At 36.4% G+C, this 25,596-nt stretch carries 21 protein-coding genes and 1 pseudogene; 11 read left to right on the top strand and 11 right to left on the bottom strand.

The window, feature by feature from the left end:
* Positions 1-72 precede the first annotated feature (72 nt).
* The gene (locus tag OC457_RS15840; RefSeq protein ID WP_080175328.1) at positions 73-1,119 is read left to right on the top strand and encodes an FUSC family protein; all 1,047 of its coding nucleotides are present in this window, start codon (positions 73-75) and stop codon (positions 1,117-1,119) included.
* Positions 1,120-1,135: 16 nt separating this feature from the next.
* Here OC457_RS15840 and OC457_RS15835 read toward each other — a convergent pair whose 3' ends face one another.
* Both OC457_RS15835 and OC457_RS15830 read right to left on the bottom strand, forming a co-directional pair.
* Positions 1,136-1,414, bottom strand: a complete 279-nt coding sequence (locus OC457_RS15835) for a c-type cytochrome (RefSeq protein ID WP_370737971.1) — start codon at positions 1,412-1,414, stop codon at positions 1,136-1,138.
* A gap of 198 nt (positions 1,415-1,612) precedes the next feature.
* On the bottom strand, positions 1,613-2,584 hold the full coding sequence (locus OC457_RS15830; RefSeq protein ID WP_096777854.1) for a DNA ligase: 972 nt from the start codon (positions 2,582-2,584) through the stop codon (positions 1,613-1,615).
* Between the two features lie 287 nt (positions 2,585-2,871).
* On the opposite strand from OC457_RS15830, the gene OC457_RS15825 reads away from it, so the two are divergent.
* Complete coding sequence (locus OC457_RS15825) at positions 2,872-3,930, top strand: PTS transporter subunit IIC (protein ID WP_080175326.1); 1,059 nt, start codon at positions 2,872-2,874, stop codon at positions 3,928-3,930.
* Between the two features lie 45 nt (positions 3,931-3,975).
* Here the strand turns inward: OC457_RS15825 and OC457_RS15820 are convergent, their stop codons facing one another.
* The gene (locus OC457_RS15820) at positions 3,976-4,488 is read right to left on the bottom strand and encodes a hypothetical protein (protein ID WP_080175325.1); all 513 of its coding nucleotides are present in this window, start codon (positions 4,486-4,488) and stop codon (positions 3,976-3,978) included.
* A gap of 288 nt (positions 4,489-4,776) precedes the next feature.
* On the opposite strand from OC457_RS15820, the gene OC457_RS15815 reads away from it, so the two are divergent.
* The gene (locus OC457_RS15815; RefSeq protein ID WP_080175324.1) at positions 4,777-5,475 is read left to right on the top strand and encodes a hypothetical protein; all 699 of its coding nucleotides are present in this window, start codon (positions 4,777-4,779) and stop codon (positions 5,473-5,475) included.
* An 84-nt stretch (positions 5,476-5,559) separates the two neighbouring features.
* Here the strand turns inward: OC457_RS15815 and OC457_RS15810 are convergent, their stop codons facing one another.
* On the bottom strand, positions 5,560-7,047 hold the full coding sequence (locus OC457_RS15810; RefSeq protein WP_080175343.1) for an NAD(P)-binding protein: 1,488 nt from the start codon (positions 7,045-7,047) through the stop codon (positions 5,560-5,562).
* Positions 7,048-7,225: 178 nt separating this feature from the next.
* Between OC457_RS15810 and OC457_RS15805 the strand changes: the two genes are divergently transcribed.
* The 3 genes from OC457_RS15805 (at position 7,226) to OC457_RS15795 (ending at position 9,080) form a co-directional block, all read left to right on the top strand.
* Complete coding sequence (locus tag OC457_RS15805) at positions 7,226-7,654, top strand: hotdog fold thioesterase (RefSeq protein ID WP_080175323.1); 429 nt, start codon at positions 7,226-7,228, stop codon at positions 7,652-7,654.
* A 5-nt stretch (positions 7,655-7,659) separates the two neighbouring features.
* The gene (locus OC457_RS15800) at positions 7,660-7,896 is read left to right on the top strand and encodes a DUF3389 domain-containing protein (RefSeq protein ID WP_080175322.1); all 237 of its coding nucleotides are present in this window, start codon (positions 7,660-7,662) and stop codon (positions 7,894-7,896) included.
* A gap of 185 nt (positions 7,897-8,081) precedes the next feature.
* Positions 8,082-9,080, top strand: coding sequence for an outer membrane beta-barrel protein (locus OC457_RS15795; protein WP_080175321.1), 999 nt, complete (start codon positions 8,082-8,084; stop codon positions 9,078-9,080).
* Between the two features lie 113 nt (positions 9,081-9,193).
* On the opposite strand, the gene rodA is transcribed toward OC457_RS15795, so the two are convergent.
* Positions 9,194-10,285 carry a rod shape-determining protein RodA gene (gene rodA / locus OC457_RS15790; RefSeq protein WP_080175320.1) on the bottom strand — a complete coding sequence of 364 codons (1,092 nt, stop codon included), beginning with the start codon at positions 10,283-10,285 and terminating at the stop codon, positions 9,194-9,196.
* Positions 10,286-10,540: 255 nt separating this feature from the next.
* Between rodA and OC457_RS15785 the strand changes: the two genes are divergently transcribed.
* Positions 10,541-11,446 (top strand): ROK family protein, encoded by a 906-nt coding sequence (locus tag OC457_RS15785; RefSeq protein ID WP_080175318.1) that lies wholly within the window; start codon positions 10,541-10,543, stop codon positions 11,444-11,446.
* Between the two features lie 74 nt (positions 11,447-11,520).
* On the opposite strand, the gene OC457_RS15780 is transcribed toward OC457_RS15785, so the two are convergent.
* The 4 genes from OC457_RS15780 to OC457_RS15765 form a co-directional block, all read right to left on the bottom strand.
* On the bottom strand, positions 11,521-12,681 hold the full coding sequence (locus OC457_RS15780; RefSeq protein ID WP_235866960.1) for an MFS transporter: 1,161 nt from the start codon (positions 12,679-12,681) through the stop codon (positions 11,521-11,523).
* A 560-nt stretch (positions 12,682-13,241) separates the two neighbouring features.
* Positions 13,242-14,198 (bottom strand): ribosome biogenesis GTPase YlqF, encoded by a 957-nt coding sequence (gene ylqF, locus OC457_RS15775; protein ID WP_080175316.1) that lies wholly within the window; start codon positions 14,196-14,198, stop codon positions 13,242-13,244.
* A gap of 271 nt (positions 14,199-14,469) precedes the next feature.
* Positions 14,470-16,899 (bottom strand): DEAD/DEAH box helicase family protein, encoded by a 2,430-nt coding sequence (locus OC457_RS15770; RefSeq protein ID WP_080175315.1) that lies wholly within the window; start codon positions 16,897-16,899, stop codon positions 14,470-14,472.
* Positions 16,889-17,476 (bottom strand): class I SAM-dependent methyltransferase, encoded by a 588-nt coding sequence (locus OC457_RS15765; protein ID WP_080175314.1) that lies wholly within the window; start codon positions 17,474-17,476, stop codon positions 16,889-16,891. The genes OC457_RS15770 and OC457_RS15765 overlap by 11 nt, the downstream gene beginning before the upstream one ends.
* A gap of 180 nt (positions 17,477-17,656) precedes the next feature.
* Between OC457_RS15765 and OC457_RS15760 the strand changes: the two genes are divergently transcribed.
* Entirely contained in the window at positions 17,657-19,378 is a 1,722-nt protein-coding gene (locus OC457_RS15760; RefSeq protein ID WP_235866959.1) for a 3'-5' exonuclease, read from the top strand.
* Positions 19,379-19,648: 270 nt separating this feature from the next.
* Complete coding sequence (locus OC457_RS15755) at positions 19,649-22,621, top strand: UvrD-helicase domain-containing protein (RefSeq protein ID WP_080175313.1); 2,973 nt, start codon at positions 19,649-19,651, stop codon at positions 22,619-22,621.
* 87 nt (positions 22,622-22,708) lie between these two features.
* On the opposite strand, the gene OC457_RS15750 is transcribed toward OC457_RS15755, so the two are convergent.
* Positions 22,709-22,921, bottom strand: coding sequence for a hypothetical protein (locus OC457_RS15750; RefSeq protein ID WP_080175312.1), 213 nt, complete (start codon positions 22,919-22,921; stop codon positions 22,709-22,711).
* A 133-nt stretch (positions 22,922-23,054) separates the two neighbouring features.
* Positions 23,055-23,234, bottom strand: a pseudogene (locus OC457_RS15745) (transposase); the annotation flags it as partial.
* A gap of 486 nt (positions 23,235-23,720) precedes the next feature.
* On the opposite strand from OC457_RS15745, the gene OC457_RS15740 reads away from it, so the two are divergent.
* Both OC457_RS15740 and OC457_RS15735 read left to right on the top strand, forming a co-directional pair.
* Positions 23,721-24,224 (top strand): toxin-activating lysine-acyltransferase, encoded by a 504-nt coding sequence (locus tag OC457_RS15740; RefSeq protein WP_080175310.1) that lies wholly within the window; start codon positions 23,721-23,723, stop codon positions 24,222-24,224.
* 3 nt (positions 24,225-24,227) lie between these two features.
* Complete coding sequence (locus tag OC457_RS15735) at positions 24,228-25,595, top strand: protein adenylyltransferase SelO family protein (protein ID WP_080175309.1); 1,368 nt, start codon at positions 24,228-24,230, stop codon at positions 25,593-25,595.
* Position 25,596: the final 1 nt, after the last annotated feature.

Here is a 25,596-nt window from a genome sequence, read left to right as displayed (position 1 = left end):
TGCGGATTTAATCAAGAGCGTGTGTTATTTGTATCTTCTGTTAAGATTAAATTTTTGTGGTTACAACACTAAATGAAAGCCATCCACCAACAGATTATTAAGCATATGCGCTTATTTCATGTGCTGCGCATTATTATCGCCTGTATTATTGCATTTTCAGTCGATATTATATTTAAACTGCCATACGGTACATGGGCACCAATTACCATTATTGTGGTGATGTCAGCTAAGTATTCAGGTGAAGTGTCAGATAAAGCCAGTCAGCGGATATTAGGCACGACAATCGGGGCCATCTTAGGACTGTCCTTGTATTTTTTCCCCGTTGATAGTGTTTATTGGCACTATGGCTTATTAGTCGTAATGCTTTGTGTATCATTGTATTTTACATTTGGTAAATATTCATACAGTGCCATTTTAACCTCAGTGACATTAGTGCTTGTTGCGGGTAGTGGTCCTGGGGATTTACATATCGCGTTATGGCGTACAACGAATGTGTTATGGGGCGGATTAGTCGCGATTATTGCAAGCCAATACCTATTTCCAGCCAAAGCGACTGATCATTTCAAATTAGCCTGTGGTGATTTTTTGCGTCTATTTCATCAAAACTATTCTGAGCATAATGCGCTCGTTAATAGTGATGATGCTTACCGTGAAATTCAGCTATCTCAATTACGACAAACGCTTAATAAACTTACGGCATTAGAATCAAGTATTGGTCATGAATCACCTAAAATGAAAGTACCTGTTAAAAAGGCAATTGCTTGTCAGGTGAGAATGTTTAATTTATTAGAAAATATTATTCAAACCCAGTGGCGTCATCAATACAGTAAAGAAAAAGTACAAGAAATACGGGCGTTGTCACAAGCAAAAGAACAGCTATCACTGATGTGTGAATTATTGGGGCAGGACTTATTAGCGCCACAAAAGCCATTAATGATACTTAATAAAAACCAACTTGATATTTTGGCGCTATACCCAAAATTAGCGCCATGTGCCGATAGCCGAACTGACATTAGTTATTACGGCTATTTGTGGCTTAATCGAGAATTGGCTCGTCAGGTTGCAGATCTTTCTGAATCACTATGTCAATTTGAAACGATTAAGAATGATGCCCTTTAGGGGGAAGCTGTCACGACTATTTCATTTTAGAATAATAAGCCGCAATATCGGCAAGGTCTTGTGGGCTTAAATTTTGTAACTGACCTTTCATCATCGTTGCCATTGGTCCAAGACGCATATCATTGGTGTAAGCTAGCATCGCATCATACAGGTATTGCTGTTGTTGACCTGCAAGGTTGGGATAGCTTGGTTGTGGTGCAATACCATTATCGCCATGACAAAAACGGCAACTGGGGGTTTTTATTTCCCCTTTGCTTGCGTCACCTTGAGGCATAGCATAAACATTACTGCTCATGGTCACAGTAAGCAGTATTGCGGCTGTTAGGGGATAAGAGCGATTAAATAAGTTGGTCATTATTAGTCGTTATGTTAAAAGAATGTGGCGATTATAGTAAAGTTATACCAAAACTAATCAACGACTTAATCTATATTTGTCTTAAAAGAGTGTAACAATAAATGTCATGTGCCAATGACATTTGTTGTGATTTTGATATTAACTGTCAGGATTATTACGTACTCGAATAAAACGAGCAAAACGGGGGATTCCATTGTTGGTATAGCCGTTATAGCGATATTGAATGGTGCTGCCTATCGCAGGGGGAGATTTTCGTTGTTGATCATTAAAGCCTGATCCTATTTTAAACGTATTATTGGTAGCTGTTTTTACCCAAACGGATCCCATCATGCCTTGATATTTACCATTGCCTTCTTCATAGCCAATAATAATAGCTTCTGCATCGTGATGATTTTTTAGTTTTAATAAATGTTCCGTTCTGCCAGAAGTATAGTTATTGGATTTGTGGTGCAGCATTAGGCCTTCACCATCATGACTACTAATAATATCTAACCACTGGACTAAAATAGCCAAGTTATCAAGTGACTTGTGCTCAACCCACTGTAAGTGTTTTAGTGGTTGATTGTTTTGATCCCGTTGTTGCTCAATTAATGCTTGCAATTGAAGGTAACGGTCGCTAAATGGTGCGCTGTTATGAGGAAGATCAAACACCATATAATTAACATTTTTCCATGCCTGATGATCAGGTTTATTATCCAGCACAATACGTGTTAATGCTTGAAATTGACCGCGCTCAATCCACAGTTCGCCATCTAAAGGTGTGTTTGGAAAATTAGCATAAAACCATGTTGGTGCATGAATAATATTGCCGGTTTTGGTTAGCAACTGTTGCCCATTCCAATAGGCGCGAATACCGTCTAATTTCTCACTTACCAAATAATCAGTTACCGTAAAAATATCGTGAATTTGATTATCATCACTATAATGTGCAGCATTTAATTGATCGCTAGGTAAACTTTTGGCAAGCATTAATGGTGGTTGTGCAGCCGCAAGAGGAAAGCTCAAAGCGAGGCTAATTAACGCGGCAATCGGCGTTAATTGTTTACTAACATTTTGATTTTTAAAACTATCATTGAAATATGATAGTGGCTGGTAATGTATTAATGACATGATGTTTATTCCTAGTAAGCACATGAGCCATAACAGTAAATAAACACCACGGGTGGGTAAATTATTATGCTCTATTTTTAGTTATGTTTGTGTTGATGTTAGGGTTACCCAATGTGAATCAGGTTACGGTTACATAATTAATGTGTTAAAGGTGCTGCATAGGGATTAATTATGTTGAGTATTAATATAGTCTAAATGATAAAAAAAGTAACTTAATGACTGTATTTATAGACAGTCTAAGGTAAAATTCTGCCATTATTCAGCTCTTTTATGTGGTTTTTGTTGTAATGCAGCTTCCTTGGTCGCGTTTTCTTGCCCGTGTTAATCGTTTTCTCGTTTCTAAAAATATCATTATCTCTTGTCATTGCTATTTTATACATGCAATGAGTTTTATGGCGTTAGGCTTATTTTCGTCATTACTGATTGGTTCGATTTTAAATACAATTGGCATTAAATTTTCAATACCACTCTTGAGTGATGTTTTGTGGCCACTAGCAAAGCAAATGACCGGACCTGCAATTGGTGTCGCGATTGCTTATGCATTAAAAGCGCCACCATTAGTTTTATTTTCATCGACCATTGCTGGTGCTGCGGGGGCGGCAATGGGAGGGCCTGTTGGTGCTTATGTCGCCAGTATTTGTGCTGCTGAATGCGGTAAATTGGTTGCGGGTGAAACCAAGGTTGATATTTTAGTGACGCCGGCTGTTACTGTCTTAGTTGGTGTCATGGTTGGTAGTTGGATTGGACCGCTGGTCGGCGCATTAATGACCCAGTTTGGACAATTGATTATGTCGACGACGCAATTACAACCATTATTGATGGGAGCAGTAGTGGCAGTATTGATGGGAATGGCACTAACACTACCGATTAGCAGTGCTGCGATTGCTATTATGCTGAGTTTAAATGGGTTAGCGGCGGGGGCTGCAACAGTCGGGTGTGCGGCGCAAATGGTGGGCTTTGCCGTTATGAGTTATCGAGTTAATGGCTGGGCAGGTATTTTTGCTCAAGGACTCGGTACTTCAATGTTACAAATGCCAAATATTGTTAAAAATTATAAAATTTGGATTCCACCGATTGTGGCATCTGCAATACTTGGCCCTATAGCAACGGTGGTATTTCATATGCAAAATACTCCTTTGGGGGCAGGAATGGGAACATCAGGATTAGTAGGGCAAATTCAAACGCTGATCGCAATGGAGCAACCGGGTATAAGCAGTGGCTATATCTATGGGTTAATTGTGTTAATGCACTTTATTTTACCTGCACTGATCACTATTGCTGTTGCGTATATCATGCGCCGTCAGGGGTGGATTCAAGACAGTGATTTAGTCCTGAAATTAAGCTAATAGCGGTTATTATTTTTTACTTGTTATTATCAATAATATCAATTATTAACGCTTAGCCAATGTTGTTATTTGTTGCTGTTCAGCACAGCGAAAAAAAGCGTCGGCTTGGCGTTGACTAGCAATAAATGCGAGAGGGTTAAGCCCTTCAATATGTAATTTTGTACGGTAGCTATGCGCTTTGAAAGCCTGAGTAAATTGTTGTGGGCTGATATTGTTACTGTCATTTGCAATAGTGGTAGTATAAATAACGGTTTCATCATCGATACGTTTAAATAGGTTGTGATCAACGACGTAATTAAGTTGCTGATGTTGTTTGGTATTATCAATTGAATGTTGGGTTAACTCGCCACGAGAAGGTGCTTGAAGATCATGTAAATGATAGATTTTAACATCATAGTGATTATTTCGGTTCGTTGACATTGTTAACACAATATTATCTTGTAGACGTTCTTCTTTTACTGTGAGAGTGCAATGGGTATCAGTTTGGCTGTAGGTTGAGTTTTCAAGCAAAGGGATTGAAAATGCCGATACAGTTAAAAAAAACAGTGGTGTGATCATAAAAGTACCATTAGTTATAGTGTGAATTGAAATCGATTAAATTAATTCTAGTTTGCTTGCACCGAATTTATTGATTAATCTCACTAGATATTATGGTTGAAACACATTATTAAAATTGAGAATTGAGCGATAATTTAGCCGAATTTATTCATTATTAACGTTTTTTTCTAAAGGCATAACATTATTTGATACGGTGTTAACAATCGATCACTACCAAAGTGTTAACCTCATCAACAGGTAAATGTATTAGTTGTTCCTAGTCCGAAAAATAAAATGGAGAAAGTGATTATGTCTACTATAACGACAAGTAAAACCCCTTTGTTATTCTCTCTTTTAGCACTTATTGCAGGTGGCGTCATTGGCTATGGTGTCGGAATGAAAGTAGAAAAAAAGACTAACGCTCCTACTCTTGTTCGTTGCCAACAACTTGTGCAGTCTCAAACTGAGCAACTTGATCGTAACTCGGCACAATATCAAGTATTAGTGGCAAGTAATGAAAAACAAAGTCGACAATTAGAACAAACAACCAAAGAGTTAACAATGATGACGCAATTGGTTGAGAAACAAAAAGCGGATTTCTCAGCGCAATTAGCCTTATTAACACAGAAAAGGCAGCAGTTAGCGGCAAATCAACAACAATTAGAAGTAACAAAAAAGAAATTAAATACTGAGGTTGTTAAGTTACAAACAACAACCAATAAGCAGCAAGTCGTGATTGATAAATCGCAGCAATATTTTAAACGTCAAGCTGAAATGCAAGCCAATGTGACGGCAACCCAAGCGGATGTGATTCAAATAAAGCAAGCGGCAAAAGACTTCAAAAAAGCATGTGATGAATTTAAATCTGGCAATAGCTGGAATTGGGTATCACAAAAAGATTGCGATAAGTATGATCAACAATTAGGGCTACTAAAAAATAAACAAGCGTTATTAGTGTCGCAGCAGCAAGCGTTAGCCGTTATTAATGCTGAAATAGGCAAGCAATAAAGCGTTTTTTATTTAGATTAGTATTAACGATATTGTGTTGAACAAAGTAGCTGTGATTTCAGCTACTTTGTTGTTATTTAATGACTATTTTGTATTATGACCAATAGGGCTAGCGAGTGAGATTGGAAAACCACGCTCTGCGGCTAATTGTTCAGCATAACTGACAATATCGTTGAGACTTAATTGTTGGGCAATAGGAAACGCATCTTCACGAGTTTGGGATACTGGTGTTTGAATTAAATGCAATGCTGCGAGTTGATCCATTATCGCATCAGCAACTGATAACGCAGAGGATGCTTTGACAATTTCAGAACGCGCATAACGTTGGTGAGAATAAGAGACATCAGCGGCACGTAATGTTGGATCATTTCCCGGTATTTGTTGAGCACCAAATAAAGGTTTACCGCCAACAGTTGCTTGTTCAAACTTCCCTACAAATTGTGCCATATGGTTAATAGCACGCTGTGTACGTTGCTCAATTTCTTGTTGTGACCAGTGTTGTTGTAACTTTTCTTTAAAAGCCGCATTTAACTGTGGTTGCGCACTGGTCGCATTTGATGCAACTAAGCCATTTTTAAACAGTGTAATGTCTTGTGTCATACCATGGAGTTGGAAAAAACCATTAGGATAAGGCGTTAATTGTGCCATACCATTTGGTGTACCGCGTTCACCATGGAAGATCACTTCAGGCCATTGTGCATCACATTGTGCCCAATGAGTAATATAAGCGGCTTTAAATTCAACCATTCGTTGACGTGGAATATGCGCTAGGTCATCAATTGTTCCTGTTTGATAACCCCCTGCATTTACGAGGTAGTCCACATTGATTTGATGGTATTGGTTGCTTGCATCTTGATAATTAACTTGCCAGCCAGTACCTTGCACAGATTCGACTAAAGAGGTTACTTTAGCACTCGTATGAACATGACATTGAGTTAATTTGTTTAATGCAAGTGTTAAGGTCGCTGCAATTCTAAACACACTTAAACCATATTCTTGCACCATGACTAATGGGTATTTGAATTGATCTAAATTGATGGATTTGGCTACTGGGATCATCCATTGATCAGGCGTTAACGGTTGCTGAGGATTATCTTGTGAGGCGAGATATTCCAAATCACTACGTTGGTATAGTGTAAAGTAATCTTTTGGCTCACCAAGCACACGGTTTTTAGGATCTTGTTCAACAAGTGTTTGATAAGTTTGTTGCAATAACGTTAGACGCGGTAATAAATCATTGGGATCACCTGCATCACTGCAAGGTATCGCAATAACCGTTGGTCTAATATTTGAGGTATGGCGATAAACACGTAATGTATCAATAGATTGCTTGAGTAAGGTTATGCATTGTTGATCTGAAATCTCACGATACAGATTCCCGCCAGCATGTAAGTGACAAATTGGAGGGCCATTAACTAAGCTTTTACCTTCCTCAAAGAGCTGAACATTAATACCTTGTTCGGCTAATCGAAGGGCAATAGTTGATCCTGCGATACCACCACCAATAATACCTACAGATAGTGGTAAATCAGTGTGTGGCAGCGATGTTGTTTTACTTTTAATTAAATTCATCATACTTGAACACGTAAATCAGCTAAAAACAAAAAAGACGTTTATTAAAGAAATGTATCTGTAACAAATACCTTAAATGCGTGAATTTAGCTATTTTACGTTGTAATAAGATAAAGAGAAACAGTGTTATCATTGTTGATTCATAAATGGCATAACACACTCATGACGGGAGAATATGATGGCAATTTGGCAACGACCATTTACGTTAGCACTTTTTAATCAAACCTCTAAAAATACATTAGTTGAACATTTAGGGATTGAATATGTGGCTGTTGATGATTCGTCATTATCTGCAACGATGCCTGTCGATTCGCGTACCCATCAACCATTAGGGATGTTGCATGGTGGCGCTTCTGTCGTCTTAGCTGAAACGTTAGGATCATTGGCTGCAAATTTTGCTGTTACTAGTGATTATTATTGTGTGGGGTTAGATATTAATGCTAATCACATTCGTGCCGTTCGCAGTGGTCTTGTGACAGGAAAAGCGACCCCGTTACATATTGGGGCGACAACACAGGTATGGCAGATTGAAATTCGTGATGAACGTCAGCGCCTCGTTTGTACCAGCCGTTTGACGATGGCCGTTTTAAAACATAAAAAGCAGTAAATATAATGATCATTACTTTCTCTCAAGGCAAAATTATAGCGACACAACATGAAGTTGTGATTCGTATTGATGGTAATTGCCGAATTATGATGCAAGCACAAGTCGACGAACTGACATTAATTGGCGGCGCAAATGTGATCACCGCTGTGGGCAGTGGTTTAAATTGGACGGTTAAATTAGATACAGATGAGCAATTGCAGCAATTAGCTACTGAGATCGGTATTGCAATTACACACTATTAATGACGCTAAGTGTTAGGTGTGAATGTTTGGCTATATTTTATAAGCAGATCTTGATACTGCTTGTAAGCGAGTGATTTTATTTTTATTTAGCTATGACAAAGAAATGCTATTTTGGCATTATTATGATTCTGCAGATAATTACATTCAAAAACTTATCTAATTTTAATCACTATAAAGTAAATAGTATGTCTAATAAATATTTTGCACTGTTACCGCTTGCTATCCTTATTTCTGGTGTTGCTCAAGCAGCACCGGCTAATCCTTATTATGTTGGTGTGCGTTTAGGCGATGCTAACTATTCTCATTTTGAGCAGAATGGTCATGCCTCTAACCTTGGTCTGAAACAAAACGATCTGGGTGCAGGTATCTTTGCGGGTTATAACATTACCCCATGGTTTGCGGTTGAGACTGGCTATACTTGGTTAGGTGATGCACAAGTTAATCATCAGAATATTAAGCAACATGCTTTTGATTTAACAGGTAAAGCGACATGGCATGTTAATGATAGCTGGGGCTTATTCGCTAAAGCGGGTGGCAGTTATATGCTGACGGCTTACCATGGTAATGGCGTGAGTGATACAGACGATCATCTTGTTGGTACTGTCGGTGCAGGTGTTGAATATCAATTAACCGATCATCTCTCAACTCGCCTTGAGTATCAGTATTATCATGATCTATCGTCAAAACCTCGTGGTACTGATTTAGATTATAAGTTTGATACTAATTTCTACGGTTTAAGCCTTGTTTATAACTGGGGAGCCGCACCTGTAGTGGTTGATACGATCGCGCCAGCAATGGCACAAACAGTGACTATTGAGCCATCAACATTAGCATTAGACTACGGTGTTAATCAGTATAAATTAACCGCTGCAAATGAAAGAGCACTCCAGCCAATGGCTAAACGCTTAACGCGTTACCCAAGTGCTACGATTGTTGTGACAGGCTATACCTCAAATACAGGTCCAGCGGCTTATAACCAAACACTGTCTGAAAAACGTGCTCATGCAGTGGCTACTGAGTTAACAAAGTATGTAACAAATCCAGCACAGGTTACGGCACAAGGTATGGGTGAGCAACATCCAATCGCAACCAATGCAACAGCTGAAGGTCGTGCACAAAACCGCCGCGTAGAAATTACGTCACCAGCGTTAAAAATCGCTACAGAAGCCGCTTCTGAGCGTTAATCTGTTTGTGATTAAATGTCCTATCATTTAATTAAAGCGCAGTCATAAAAAGACCAGCCATATTTTGAAATACGGCTGGTCTTTTTTATGCGGTAATTTGAGTGTTAATGACTTTATTTACACGGCGCACAAATGGATTTTTTACGCAGGCAGAGTGACATGATCATGCCAAATATAGCCCCTTGCGTAATAATGGCTGAGCCACCATAACTAAAAAATGGCAGTGGACTTCCCATTACTGGCAATACGCCACTCACCATACCGATATTAATAAAACTATAAAGAAAGAAACTTAATGCAAAAGCGGCACTGACTAAACGCGCAAAAGGGGATTCTGATTGATTAGCCAACCAAATCACTCTAAAAGTCATAAAGGCATAGATCCCTAATAGTAATACGCTACCCCAATACCCCCATTCTTCTGCAAACGTTGAGAAGATAAAGTCAGTATGGCTTTCTGGTATAAAGCCTAAATTACCTTGGGTTGCATCTGTCCAGCCTTTACCGCGAATACCGCCAGAGCCTATAGCAATTTTTGACTGAATGATCTGATAGCCAGACCCGAGTGGGTCTGATTCAGGATCAAGAAATTGTAATACCCGCTTTTTCTGATAGGTTTCCATTACAAAATACCAAGCGAGCGGCACTGTTACGGCAATAATACCTAAAACAGTTGAAATTAACTTCCAGCTCATACCCGCATAATAAAGTACAAACAAGGCGTACAAAATGGTAAAAATGGCACCATCGAGATCTGGCTGAATGAAAATAAGTCCCGCAGGAATGGCGGTGATCATCAAGCAAATCAGAACTTTCTTGAGTGTTGGGCGTCCAGCCTCTGCGATTAATACCCACGCTATCATTAATGGCACAGCGACTTTAACCAGTTCAGATGGCTGAAAACGAATTGGACCGAGTGCTAACCAACGTCGAGAACCATTGGTACTATCGCCACTGACAAACACGCCAAGTAAAAAAATCACCGTGATCACAAATAAATAAGGCGCATAGCGTTGGTAGGCTGCTGGAGGAATTGCCGACATCACAATCAAAACACCAATAGCCAACATACCACGAATAAGATGCCGCTCAATAATGGGTATGCTAAAGCTACTTGCACTCCATACCGTTAATGAACTAAACGTGATTAAAAGAAGAATTGATATACAAAGTGGTAGATCAAGATAAGGGCGGTATTTATTCATTAAGTACTACTGTAAACCACGCGAGATCGCGCATCGATAATAAGTACTGCTACTTTAAAATATTATCGCATCGCTACAAGAGATATTTTGCAAGAAAATGTATTTCTGTTGCATTAATCGAATAAATGAATAAATTATTCACTTAAATCGTCTTAACCAGAGACATTATCGAATAAAGTTTCGATAAAATCACAGTATTTAATATTATGCATCAAGTATACTAATTAAATGGAATAAAATAACAAGGGAGTGAAAATGGATCGTTATTACTGGGGTGTAGACTTAGGCGGCACTAAAATTGAGTGTGCTGTCATTGAACGTAGTACGGATAAATGTGTAGTAAGAGAGCGCATAGCAACAGAAAGCGATCAAGGTTATGCTCATATTTTAAATCAGATTAAATTATTGATCGATAGGTGTGCTGAGCAATTGGGTCAACGACCTCTTGCGATTGGTTTTGGCACACCTGGTACGTTAGATCCTCAGCATGGCGTAATGAAAAACTGCAATTCGACCGCACTAAATAACAAACCTCTTGATAAAGATCTTTCCCTGTTATTAAACGCAAAGGTTGTATTAGCAAATGATGCTAATTGTTTTGCATTAGCTGAAGCGCATTTTGGTGCAGCTAAACGCGTAAAACCACATGCAGAAGTTGTCTTTGGGATCATCATGGGTACTGGCGTCGGTTCTGGTATTGTGGTTAATGGCAAAGGCTTATACGGCTGTCATGGCATTGCTGGCGAGTGGGGGCATAATGTTATCGAGCCTAATGGTGCTCCTTGTTATTGCGGCCAATCAGGATGTCTCGAAACCGTTATTTCAGGTAAAGGTTTAGAGCGATTCTACTGTGAACAATCGGGTGTTGCTTTATCATTACCCGAAATAGTGGCACGAGCGGCTGATAATGATCGTCATGCTCAAGCAACAATAGCAAGAATGTCGCACTACTTTGGTATTGCGGCGGCACAAATTATCAATGTGCTTGATCCTGACGTGATTGTTATTGGTGGCGGTGTCGGTAATATTGATGCTTTATATCAACAAGCCCAGCAAGCGATATTGCCGCATTTGTTTAATGGTGAATTAAATACTCAGATTGTAAAACCTGATTTAGGTGATAGTGCAGGTGTATTTGGTGCCGCTGCCTTAGTTAAATAGACATATATTTGGCATAACAAAAAGGCGCGATAGCTATTAACTATCACGCCTTTGTTAATCATTGATTGTAACGACTAGCTTGCCAATACTTGAGGCTTCCGTTGTAGACTTGCAATTAGCATGTAAATTGCCGTTGCGAGTAACACGATAAAGAAGAAGTCCATCAAACCATTTTGTTCAGCCATAAAGCTATTTGCACCAATAGGACCAAGTGCAGAACCAATGCTGTAGCTAAATAGCATTACTTGGGTTGCAGCTACAATGTAAGATGAATCTAAATTATCACACGCTAACGTAATCGCAATTGGATAAAGTGCAAATGCTGACATACCTAATAACGCTAATGCACTGATTAACACAATGTAATCTGATGATAAGTAGGTTAGCCCCATAGCAAAAACGCCCAGTAATGACATTAACGCAAGTAATAATGTCTTGCTCATTACAATAGAAAGCTTACTAATAATTGGCTGAATAACCATACCACCAAGAATAATCGCGGCCATCAACACACCAACTTGATTGGTTGAAAGTGAGCTAGCTTTAAGTGCTAATGGCATTAAACCATAAATACTTCCCATCACCACACCAGACGTCATACAACCAATAATTGCAGGCTTGCTTAAACGTGTAATTTGCTTAAGTGAAAGTACTTGGTGACCATGACTATCAGGCTGACCTTGTTTTACAAATAATGGTGGCAAAATAGCAACCAATAATAAGACTAAGATCACCGCAAAAGGTATAAAACCTTGTACGCCAAAATAACCCACAGCCAGCTGACCAACAGTTGTACCACCGTAAAGCGAGGTCATGTAAAAACCTAAACGCTTAGCACGCTCTTTTGCACTGTCACCAATCAAAAGCCATGATTCAACAACAACAAAAATACCGGCAACAGCAATACCCGCAACTAAACGTGCAGATAACCATAATTCTTTATATGGAAAGAAAGGTAAAACAGCAACCGTTGAAGCTAATAATGCAAGAAAGCCAATAAAGGCAATACGGTGACCTATTTTGGCAATAATAGGTTCGATCATTAATGATCCTATTAATAAACCAATATAATAGATACTAGCTAACCAACTCGCATAACTACTATCAATATTAAAATTAGCTAATGATAGTGGGATCAAGCTCATTAAGTAGCCTGAAGCAATTGCAAATACAGTTAGTCCTGCAACAGGCACAAACATGCCGTTGCTTTTATGACAAGTAGCGGTTTGTTGCACTACCGTACTCTCCACATTAAAATTCGGTTTAGATAATCTGTCTCTTTTATTAATAAAGGAGTAACTCTAAAAGAGTCGTCAAGCCTCGCCAATCAGAAAGAGAGGTGAGGTAATAAGAGACAGTGCTGTTTAAGTTTACTTTCGACTGAAATCCGAGCGATTATTCACATAATAACTACGTGAGTAAAATGAGAAAAACTAATCCGAAATCGTGTTTTTATTTATAATCTAATCGATATGGAAAAAATGATTAGAGTTATGTTTAATCGAATGGCTTCAATCAAATACCATGGTTTTATAAATTCATATTATTTAAATAGTTACCATCATTATATGTATTAAATAAGTACTCGATAACAACAAAATCATTAGTGTTGTAATTGAGTTTATGGTGGTTATTTTTTATCTGTAATACGAAAAAAATTAATGATAACCAATAAAATTTTTTCTTAGGTTTGTGATTTATCGAAGATATAAAAAAAGTCACTCTATCAAGTATAAATTAATAAACAGATAGAAGTGACTATTAAAACTTATGTAAAAAAATATTGTTTTATTACTTAGCGTTTATTTTTCAGGTAACGCTTGCGACGCTCTTCTTTTTTCTTGATTTTTTCTTCTGTTTTACGCTCTGAAGCAATCGCAACATTGATCAATTCTTCAGTGATCATCTCAGGATGTTCAAGCGTGATATTGCCCAAAGTACCATTGCGTAATTCATTAATTAAAATAACAGAGGCTTTGTGTAAATCTACACGACCACCACCTTTTAGACATCCACGCTTACGACCAATCTCTTCCATTAATTCAATTTCAGATTCAGGAAGGTCATCATCAAGGTTATAACGGGCCTTGATCATTTCAGGGTAAGCTTTGATCAGATATTCAATCGTAAAGAAAGCAACGTCGATATAATCCATTGCGGTATCTTTAATTGCACCCGTTGCGGCTAAACGGAAACCACTGTGCGGGTTTTCTACTTTTGGCCACAAAATTCCAGGAGTGTCAGAAAGCAAAATACCATTATCTAAATTAATACGTTGTTGCTGACGAGTAACGGCAGGTTGGTTACCCGTGATCGCAACCGTACGACCAGCAAGAGCATTAATGATGGTTGATTTACCAACGTTAGGAATACCCATGATCATAGTACGAATCTTCTTACCTGCTTCTTCACGCTGTGGCGCAAGCTTACGGCAGAGATCCATAATCTGGTTAACTTCGTTTAAGTTCTCAGTCGTGATCGCAATTGCTTTTACACCTTGTTCTTTTTCAAGGTGATTAATCCATAATTGGGTCATTTCCGGATCAGCTAAATCACGCTTGTTAAGTACTTTAACAACTGGTTTACCATCATTAGTTTCACGGAATGATTTGATCAGCGGGTTTTCACTACTAAAAGGAATACGGGCATCTAACACTTCGATGATCACATCGACTTTCGGCATCGCCTCTTCAATTTCTTTACGGGCTTTGTGCATATGGCCCGGGAACCACTGAATTGTTTGACTACTCATTTGATTTTTATACTCTTTATTTTTCTAGTTAACCTATGGTGTACAACCAGAGGTACTAAAATTTATTGTAAAAGATAGCAGTGGACATCATTTTCTATCCACATTGGTAATGCTGCTATCGCTTACATACAAATACTTATCACTGAGTTTACCATAACTGTTAGGGGATGCTTGCCCGTTAATGTATTTAGACGTTACAGCGCGGTAAGCATGGTTAGTTATTGTTCAGAATATCTTTGAAAATATTATATAAATGTTATTAAAAAAAGGGTTAAATCTGATTCTCGGTATTTCTTTGTACGTACTGAGCTAATCGTAAATCAACCAATTCTCTTACAGCTTCATGTAATTGCTGTTTATCTTCTTGTTCAACATTGAAATTAGCAGTAAATCTGCCGTCAGAAATAGAGAACCACTGCTCTCCATTTTTATTTGTTGTTGTGTACGCTTTGATTGGATTTTTTAGCCAATATTGATGCCATCGAGAATCAGTTGATTTGCATTGTAGCTCTGCTTTAGCAACATCTTTTGCTTTTAACTCAGGATAACGATTAAGTACGATTAAGCTTTGTTCTGCTAATCTTTCTGTTGTTGGTGGTGTTGTGAAGCCATCTAAATGTAAAAATGCCTCAAGTAAAATAGCCTTAAAGCATTTTGTCATGGCCGTTTGGGCTATACCATGATGTAGAAATTTACCGTAGTTATTAACCAAATGGGTCAACTCGAGTGTTTTTTCTCCTGTGGCGACTAATGAGAACCAACTTCCATGTTGTTGTTTAACTTTATCTAATCGGTAATTAGCTTGCATAAATTCAGTAGCGGTAGGACGATGATCTAAAATATTTTTTAGTTCTCGGTACTCATCAATACTGCTTGTTTTATAACGACTAGCAAGCTCTTGCCAGAATTGTGTTAATTCTGGTTCGAAATTGATAAAACAGTCATCGGTAAGCGTAATTGGTTTTGCTGACCGCTTAGCGATTTCTCGTGTGCTTGATATATCAAGTAGCGCTGAAGGTTTGGTTAAAAATGATTGGTGATTACCAATAAAATCCAACACTAATAACTTATCCTTTTGGGTATCTTTTGATTGTCGTAAACCGCGTCCTAACTGTTGTAAGAAGAGAATTTTGGATTCTGTTGGTCTGATCATCAATATTGTGTCTATTGATGGAATATCTGTTCCTTCATTAAATAGATCAACTGAAAAGATAATATCGATAACACCATTTTGTAATGCTGTTAAGGCTTCATTACGGGGCATTGTAGAATCACTGTATACGGCAGCAGCGTTATATCCTTTATTGCAGAAAAACTTCGCCATATAGTCAGCATGTTTTTTTGAAATACAAAAGGCAAGAGTTCGTGTCAGTTTCTTTGCCTCCCAGTACTTAAGAATGTGCTGTGCACGTTGTTGAGTCGCAAACGCTGTGTCTAATGCAGTGGGATCGAATTTACCATTTCGCCACGGTATTTCTTGGTAATTAACGAATTGATCGTAAATGCCGTAATAATCAAACGGTACTAATATTTTATTATCAATACCGTGAACAAGATTTCGTTCAAATACTAAATTGTTATCGCATAATGAGAGAATATCAGCTTGATCTGAACGTTCAGGTGTTGCGGTTAACCCTAATAAAAAAACAGGTTCAAAATAGGCTAAAAGTGCTTGATAGGTCGATGAACTAGCATGATGAAATTCATCCACGATCACATAATCAAAATGCTTTTTATCAAATAATGTAAGATGCTCTCGGCGCCCGATAGTTTGAATTGATGCAAAAAGGTAGTCGGCCTCAGTGTCTTTGGATGTGCCATTGTAGCGTCCCGTTCTTATGTTCTCATTAAGCTGAAGAAAAGTGCGTTCAGCTTGTAATAAAATCTCTTCTCGGTGAGCAACAAATAATACTCTTTTGGCGTTCATTTGTTTGGTGTCAAAAGCTGATAGCCAAGTCTTACCCATGCCAGTGGCTAATACCACTAATCCTCGTTGATATCCATTTAGTCGAGTTTGTTCTAAGGCTAGGAGCGCTTCAGTTTGAATATTGTTAGGTACAAAACCGTCTAATTCTAACTCTGTTTCTGTTGTTATTAAGCGTATAAAGTGCGGGTTTTGTTTCTTATAGCGTGTGTTATAAGTATCGATCCATTCATGTGATAATGAATGTGTTAGAGGGTGAGTGAATAGATGTTCAAACTGTTGACGAATATGATGAAATTCAAGTGCAGCCTTTGAATTATTAGGTTTTTCATAATCAAAACGTAATGCCCATTCATGACCTTGAGTTAAGGCCATTTTACTCATGTAATTAGAGCCAACCCATGCACAGCCTTGGTCAATTTGGTTATGATGAGATTTAATTAATATGTAGGACTTTAGGTGAAAGCTGATATTGCCTTCACACTGAAATACACGGATATTTGCCCCTTTACCAACTAATAGCATGAGTTCACGAAGGGCAACGGGTTGTGTTACAGATAAATAATCGGAGGTTAATAAGCGTAATTCAGCTCCGCGATTAAGAGCATCCAATAAAGCATTAAAAAGTAAATCAAGACCTGACTTCATAATGAAAGAGACAGAGATCTCAATAATCGATGCATGATTAATTGCAATAACCAGTTTGTCTAAAAGTGGATCCTGATAAGATCCGACTGTTAGGTTATGCCCCGTATACAGCGAAATGCTATCGGTCATGATTTTTCTCCAAAATAACATTTAGCCATTTTTCATCTTCACGTCCAGGGCGTAAGTCACCAGTTATCCATGTCTCTTTGATTGAAAGCGATGCGTTGGCGATAAATTTGTTTAACCGTTTTTCATCACAGTTAGTAAATGAACGGCCATTTCTTTCGACGTCATCATTACCGTATTTAAATGAACAATAGAAAATACCATTATTAACCAAATAGCTTGAGAGCTTTTTAAAAACGTCATTTAGCTCATGTGATGAAACATGTAATAGTGACGCACACGCCCAAATAGCATCAAATTTATCTGTAGCTTCAAATTTTTGAAATGTAGTGATCTCTACAGGTTGCTTAATTAATTGTTCAGCCTTTTCCCCTAACGCTTTACTGGCATCGATAGCCGTTACTTGAAACCCCTTTTTGATAAAGGCTTTGCTATCACGACCAGAACCGCACCCTGCATCGAGTATATGTGCTGATGCATGAAGATAAGGAATAAATCGATTTAGTAATGGGCTTACATCAACGTTAACAGTAGATTGGTAAAAATCATCAGCATGGGTATCGTAGAAATCAATCGACATAGAAAATCCTGATAGGTGTCAATTCAGTTATGGGCTAATCATATGCTTAATTTTTTGATAAGTGCTTGCAGCATAATAAAAAACTATAAAATAACGGATTTGTGTTTTATATCATATTAATACTGACACTTATACGGTATTTTTTGCTAGTTAATATTGAATGTATAATTGAGTACGAGTATGGCTATTTTGATCCCTGCGTTAACCACATGTCTAAAAAAGATGACACTGGGAGAGAAGCGCTTTGCTCGTCGGCTTGAAAGTCACTTAGAAGATGATTATTTGTGCTGGTTTGATATACCAGTGGGAAAAAAGCGTCGTTATCCTGATTTTATTATATTACACCCTGATCGTGGTTTACTTTTCCTTGAAGTCAAAGATTGGAAGTTATCATCAATTTCTGATCTTACTAGCACTCAAGTTACATTACATACAGATAAAGGATTAGAGCGAAAAGCAAACCCTTTAGAGCTGGTTAGACAGTGCACCTACACGGTATTAAATAAACTAAAATATGATCTTCAATTAATTAATCATGAAGGGAAATATAAAGGTTCATTAGTATTTCCTTATGGTTATGGCGTGGTATTAACAAATATTACTCGCAAACAATTAGATGATGCCATCCCCCTTGATGCGCAAGATACTGTCTTACAACCACATTTAGTTATTTGTAAAGATGAAATGACTGAGAGTGTTGATATAGAAGTATTCCAGAGTCAATTATGGGGAATGTTTAACTATACATTTCCGAATAAATTAACGCTTCCTCAAATAGATCGTATTAGGTGGCATCTTTATCCTGAAATACGTATTCAGTCATCAGATCAAGTATTGTTATTTGATGAGGATGATTTCGAATTTGAGCATGAAAATTTTTCAGGAAATATGCCAGATATCATCAAGATAATGGATATCCAGCAAGAACAGTTAGCCAGAAGCTTAGGGGAAGGGCATCGTGTTATTCATGGTGTTGCAGGATCAGGGAAAACACTTATTTTAGGTTATCGTTGTCTTCATTTGGCAGCCTTACTACACAAACCAATATTAGTATTGTGCTTTAATATTACACTGGCATCAAAATTGCGTAGTTTTATACGAGATAAAGAAATAGAGCATAAAGTACAGGTTTATCATTTCCATGATTGGTGTGGACAACAATTGCGTACTTATCATATTAAGTTAGTTGATGGTGATAATGCTGTTTGGGAAAGACAAGTTGATAGTGTTATTGCAGGAGTTGATAACGGCGATATACCTAGAGCGCAGTATGGTGCAGTTTTAATTGATGAAGGGCATGATTTTGAAGCGGATTGGCTAAAGTTAATTACCCAGATGGTTGATCCTGATACAAACTCATTATTATTACTATATGACGATGCTCAGTCTATTTATAAGCATAAAAATGGGCTTAATTTTTTATTGTCTAGTGTTGGTATTCAAGCACAAGGTCGTACAACGATCTTAAAATTAAACTATCGTAATACTCAAGATATACTGAAATTCTCATATCAGTTTGCTCAAACGTATTTTGAACAAGCAGATCATGATGATATACCAGTGATTAAACCTGAAGCAGCAGGGATTTCAGGCGATAAGCCAATTGTTCGGCAGTTTTCAGATGCTGAATCAGAAGTTCACTTCTTAGTAAGATGCATTAATAAATGGCTCGCAGATGGACAATTATTACAAAATATAGCCATTTTATATCCAAGTAGTTATATGGGTAAAAAAGCATTTGATGCATTAAAAAAAGCAGGAATAGATTGTATTTGGCTCGCTAAATCAGACTATAAGAAAAAGTATGATCCTAAAAAGAACCAGTTAGCTATTTTACCTATTCATAGTAGTAAAGGTCTTGAGTTTGATACGGTTGTAATCATCGATAGTAATCATCGATAGTAGTCATCAGTATCAGGATGCTGAAGATGTACCTTCAATTGTTCGTTTATTATACGTTGGGTTCACACGAGCGATGAAACATTTACTTGTAACTTACCATAAAGAAAATGAATTAAGTAAAAACTTTGAAAAAATAGCGAACAAGACTGGGGAGTTAGTCGTTTAACGTTATTTTGCTAAGAGCTATTTAGTGAAACCATTACAGCCCAATAACGTATATTTTCTTTAATAATAAGATAAGAAAATATGCACTTTTAATGAAGTAGTCTCATGCAATTAAATCTACATCCAATAAAAAAGTTATGGAATCAGATCTGGAATCGAAAGCAATTTGTATTTCTATCATCTTCTAGTTTAAATGTTCAGCAATCAAAAAATGTAATTGAAATTTCACTCGATTCACTAGTTAACTTATCAATTAAAAAGGGATGGTTATTTCATTCATTGGTAATTGAAGCTGAAGATCAACATGTTGTTCTAAAAGGTTATCGCCAATCTGATTTACTGACTTTTAATCAATGTATTGTCACTGCGCTTTTAGAAATAATATCAAATAGTAATAAGTGGCAACTTTATCAACAATCATTAGATAAATTGGACGCCAAAAATATTTATTTATCTTCTTATGAATGGCAACCAATTGCTTTGGTTTATCAATTGGTATCTAAGTTACAGAACTTAGGTATCTCATCAGAACAATTGGTAAGCCCGCTGCAAAAACAGGTGTTTGAAGAAGCAAAATTACTGCTTAAAGAAACCATTAGTGAGTTAGGGCGTGATCTTCATAATAAGCTAGTAACACCTTTATTAGTTAATAAATATAAAAAATTCTTTGATGAGGTCGAGAAAAATCCATTAACGGATAAGCAGCGAGTGGCTTGTGTTGTTAATGATGATCATACTCTCGTGATTGCTGGTGCAGGAACAGGAAAAACAGCAACCTTAGTCGGAAAAGCGGGTTACCTTATAACGGCTAATATTGCTAAGGCTGAGAATATCCTTATGCTTGCTTTCGGCAACAAAGCGGCATTGGAGATGAATGAACGTATCGCAGATCGTCTATCTGTGAGCGCTGGACTATTAAAAGCGAGTACGTTCCATGCATTAGGAAATCAAATTCTAGCTAACCATTATGGCGTTAAACGCTCAATAACATCGTTTACTGAGCAGCCTGCTCAATTCACGAAATTTATTGACTCAACGTTAAGCTCTCTAGCTGAACAAAGTTTTCAATTTAAATCTACTCTTGTTCATTATTTTTCTAGTTTAAGTACGCCAGGAAAATCAGACCTCGACTTTGAATCTATCGAAGAATATAACGAATTCTTATCCGGATGCCGTTTAGTTACTTTAAATAATGAGTGGGTGAAAAGTGTTGGTGAGCTACGAATTGCTAATTATTTAGCGTTGAATGGCATTAAATACCAATATGAAACACCATATAAAATTGATACAAGAAGTGTTGAACGTAGACAGTATCAACCTGATTTTTACTTGCCCGATGTAGATATCTATATTGAGTATCTTGGATTAGATGAACATAACAATACTGCTCCTTATATTGATAAAGATGAGTATTTAGCAAGCCTTGAATGGAAGCGTCAATTACATACATCTAACAAGACAACTATGTTGGAATTATATACTTATCAATTAAAAAGAGGACAATTACAGTTGTTGTTAGCTGCAGCATTGGATGAGCATGATGTTATTAGAAGCCCTATAGAAATTGATACATTATTTCAACAGTTAAAAGAGGCTAATAGCAGCCAGTGGCAAGGTTTTGTCGATTTATTAAAGCGTTTTCTTGGTTTATATAAGGAAGGGCAGTTTGATATAGATTTAGTTAGAAGTAAGCTAATGAAAGGGGGATATGATGTTGAAAGAACGCAAGCGTTTTTAGGTATTTTTGAACCAGTTTTAATCGCGTATCAAGAGCATCTAGCCAGCACTGAATGTATTGATTTTAGTGACATGATTGCGGAAGCGACATCTATTATTGAAAAAGGTGATTTTCAGCATTCTTATACGCATATTTTAGTCGATGAGTTTCAAGATATATCAGAAGGACGAGCCAAACTACTTAAGGCGTTATTGGCGTCAAAACCTAATATGCGCTTATTTGCTGTTGGTGATGATTGGCAGTCTATTTATCATTTTAATGGTGCTGATTTATCATTATTTACGGAATTTCCAGCAGCATTTACACCCGCAACAACCGTTCCGTTAGATAAAACATTTCGTTTCAATGATAAGATACATGAAGTGAGTAGCCGATTTGTTATGAATAATCCGGCTCAAATTAAAAAAAATATTACAACGCATGAGCAATTAAATGCGCCAGCGGTTAGGTTAGTTGATATTAAGAAAGAGATAGAAACTTTAACTTCAATTACCAATATGAAGGATAAGAAAAATCAAGCATATATAAACGTCTTACAGCGTGCTTTATCAACGCTAAATCGATCTGCCGATCAGAAAGGTAAAGTCGCATCTGTGTTAATTATTGGGCGATTCCGTCAAGAAAATACAGCACAATTGAAAGGTTTTGATATATCAAAACTCTCTTATACCCACTTAAATATTAGTTATGTTACCGCCCATGCGAGTAAAGGTTTAGAAGCTGATTATGTTATTTTATTTGGCGTTGATACTGGCGTGTTTCCCTCTACTAGAGAAAATGATGAGTTAATAGATTTGGTTTTACCAAACAAAGATAATTTTATTTATGGTGAAGAACGTCGCTTATTTTATGTTGCGTTAACCCGAGCAAAACACTTTGTTTATGTGATATTTGATAACGATAAAAGTAGTCCATTTTTATCTGAAATAACGAAGTTTGGCTTGCAGTATGTTGATAACAAGTTAGCCCCTCAATTAGCAAAATGGCGTTGTAATCAATGCAAGAAAGGGGAGCTTCGTCCGTTTACGACTAAATACAATAAAACGCTCTATAAATGTTCTTTTGCGCCAGCTTGCGATATGTTAGTAAATAGCTGTAAGCATTGTAATTCACCATTAGAAGTTAATGTTAAAGGTTTTAGACGTTGCCGTGGCTGCGGCGAGATAGAAATCGGCTGTTTGCGTTGTGGCATTGGTACTATGGTCGCTCGTTGCGAGAATGATCCTAATCGCGAGACATTTTATGGATGCAATCGTTTTAGGCGTGGCGCTGATGATTCGTGTCGAGAAAATATAACTGCAGCTGCTTACCAACAGCGGTTAAAAGATGCTCGCGGATAGTGAACTGAACCCTAATGGCTAGTTATTTCGATATTTTTCAGATATAACGTATTTATGCGTATTTGAGATTTTAAAATAGTGTTGCATTCATATTTCATCCTTAAATTCTGCTGTTAAGTAGTTATCTTTATTATATCTTTTTCCTGGATAACGTAAGCCTGTTTTTGGTGATGGCAACATGTATTGTATAAATTGGCTATTGTCTGGATCAATGCTGACATGAAGTGGTTTATTATTGCCATAGAAGTAAATGCGGTCAAAGGGTAAGTGCTGCACGATATATTTTGCAATAACGCCCATATTTTCTCAAATTCCTCGACGATAAAATCACAGGCTAAACCACTACGTTTGCATATAGGGTTGCCTCGACTATTTACTTCATGGCTTGTGTGTTGATCTAAAGTGGGTGCCGTATGGTCAGGTGTCATTGGTGTGCTTTAGGTGTAATCCCATCACGTTCATCTTTAAGCTGTCGAACCCACTTATCCATTGTTGATTTACCGACACTCATCGCTTCAGCAGCTTCTTTTACGGAGTAGCCTTGGTCTATAATGAGTTGCGCAGATTCTAATCGAAATTCGGGTGTAAAATTAGGACACATTTTTTTAGTCATCGTGTCAACCATTAAATTATAATGTGATGATATCATTTCTAACGAGCTAGCTAAATTAACTATGTTTTTTGCATCGGAGGTTTATATAAAAAATAGCCTTATTTTTTAAAAGAATAATTACATTGTGTTTATAGGTATAAATAAAATATTGAGCTTAATCATATGTAAAAAATAAAATAGTAGAGAGTTATATGTGTATTTTGTTAAGTTATGGTTTGATCTGTTATAAATCTAAGTATTAACCATTGTAATATGGCAAAGTAAGTCATATTTTTAGCAAGTTAAATTTATTGTAATAATATGGTTAAATTGTAAATTATAAAAAATAAATGAGAATATAATCACACTTTTAAAATATCTTAATATTATAGTGTGAGTGTGAATGTTAAAAAATCATTACTCACTTATGTTGAATTATATAATTTAAGTAGTTAATAATATTAATTAATAGAGTTGTTTTTAAATTTACTCATGGACGCTTTTATAATGATTTTAGATAAGTCGAATTTCTCGATTAGCACTAAAAACTCTTTATTTATGGAGAGGGAACAATCAGGTAAAACGAAGAGTAATATATTACAAGAGATTGGATTGTTATTAGAAGTAACAGTTAAAGATGATATTCATAAAAATGTAAATATTAATTCATTTTTATATTGGGTGAAGCCTGGTATATTACACGACCAGTATATATTAATTAAAGGAAAAGGTGATATTAATCCAATAGGTTATGTTTTTTGGGCTTGGGTTGATAATAATACACTTACTGAATATTTATATGATGATAAGTTTATTCTTCACCCAATGTGTTGGAATGATGGTGATAATTTGATTATTGTTGACTTCATGTGCACAGAAAAAACGTATGTTTTATCGTTAATTAAATCATTATATAGAAGTGCTAGAAATAAAGCGTTGATATCATACAAAGATATCAATATATGTGTTAGAGATAAATCAGGTTTAGTAATCAAAAACAATAGGAAATAGATCGTGAGTATTAAAACCTTTTCTATAGATAAAACTAAATTTTTTAAAAAAAGTTTACCTGATATATCTTTTTCTTCATTTGATACTTTCCGATTAAAAGGCGTCGAACTCGTTTGGTTTAATAATGATTTATTAAAAAAATATAATATTAATGGATCAAAAGAAGAAATAGAGACATTTTTATTAAATGAATATTCTTATGTGTTACCTAATTATGCGGATTCTAATCGCTTAATATTCAATGAATGTAAAACGTTTTGGGCTGATCGCTATGGGTCTAGACATGAAGTTTGTAATGGGGGGAGTGCTCGTTGTGGGTTTGATGGTACTTTTCAAGTTAAGGGGATTGGTGTGACACCATTAGTGGCACAAAATATGAGTAAATCACATTCTCATGGAAAACTATTTTTAGATGAAGCAATTTCTGAAGCTATTTGGGGAGAAATTTGTCATCAGCATTTACCTTTTGGATCAATTAGGACTTTAGCTATTATTAAAACAAATGTTCAAGAAGGGTTTTCATATTCAGATAATTGTCCTAAGAAACCATGCGCTTTAGCGATAAGGGAGTTTTCTATTCGTCCTGCACACTTTGAAAGAGCAACATTTTTTTGGCCCTTTCCTGAATATATTTCTTTAAGAAATGATGATACAGATCGGGTGAAAGAGTGTATTAATTATTTACCGAGATCATTAGGCCTGAGTAATTCAATATTATCGTCAAAAAAAGAGTTATTTTATTGTTTAAAAAAGCTTGTACTTCGTATAGCAAAACAAATTGCATATTCTAGAGTAAAGGGAATACCACATGGCTCTTTGACTAGTTCAAATATAGGTATTGATGGTCGCTTTCTTGATTTTGGAACAATTACTGCTGTTCCTGATTTTGGTAACTATGTTATTGCTGATGGTGTCGGTGCTGTTTGGGATGATCATTTATTAATTACACAGTGGTTGAAAAATTTATTTTTTAACATAGAAAAGTATTCATGTTTGGATGATAATTTATCACGGAATGATATTAACACGTTAATTGATAATTTTATCAATGAATTAAATAATCAAGAAAATTATGCAATTTTAGAAGAACTTGATGTTAAGAATAAAAGTAGAGATAACTTAATATTAGCAGGTGATATAAAAAGAAATTTGATCTCTCGACACAGAATAAATATCGGTAATTTTTGCGCTGAAGATTTTAAAAGTAAGATTGTTAATTTAGCAAAAGAAAAGAGGTTGAAAATTGGTAATGTTAAGTTTGAACTTCGAGATTTAAAGTATTCATCATTTACTATTTTTAATGATGAAGACTTAAGTAAGAAAAAATATTCAATTGAATCAATCAACAGATTAATTGCTAATTATTGTTAAG

It is taken from the genome of Photobacterium toruni (assembly GCF_024529955.1).
In the GTDB taxonomy this organism is placed as follows: domain Bacteria; phylum Pseudomonadota; class Gammaproteobacteria; order Enterobacterales; family Vibrionaceae; genus Photobacterium; species Photobacterium toruni.
Note: the sequence above shows the minus strand (reverse complement) of the source record. Positions and strands in the feature narration are given on the sequence as shown.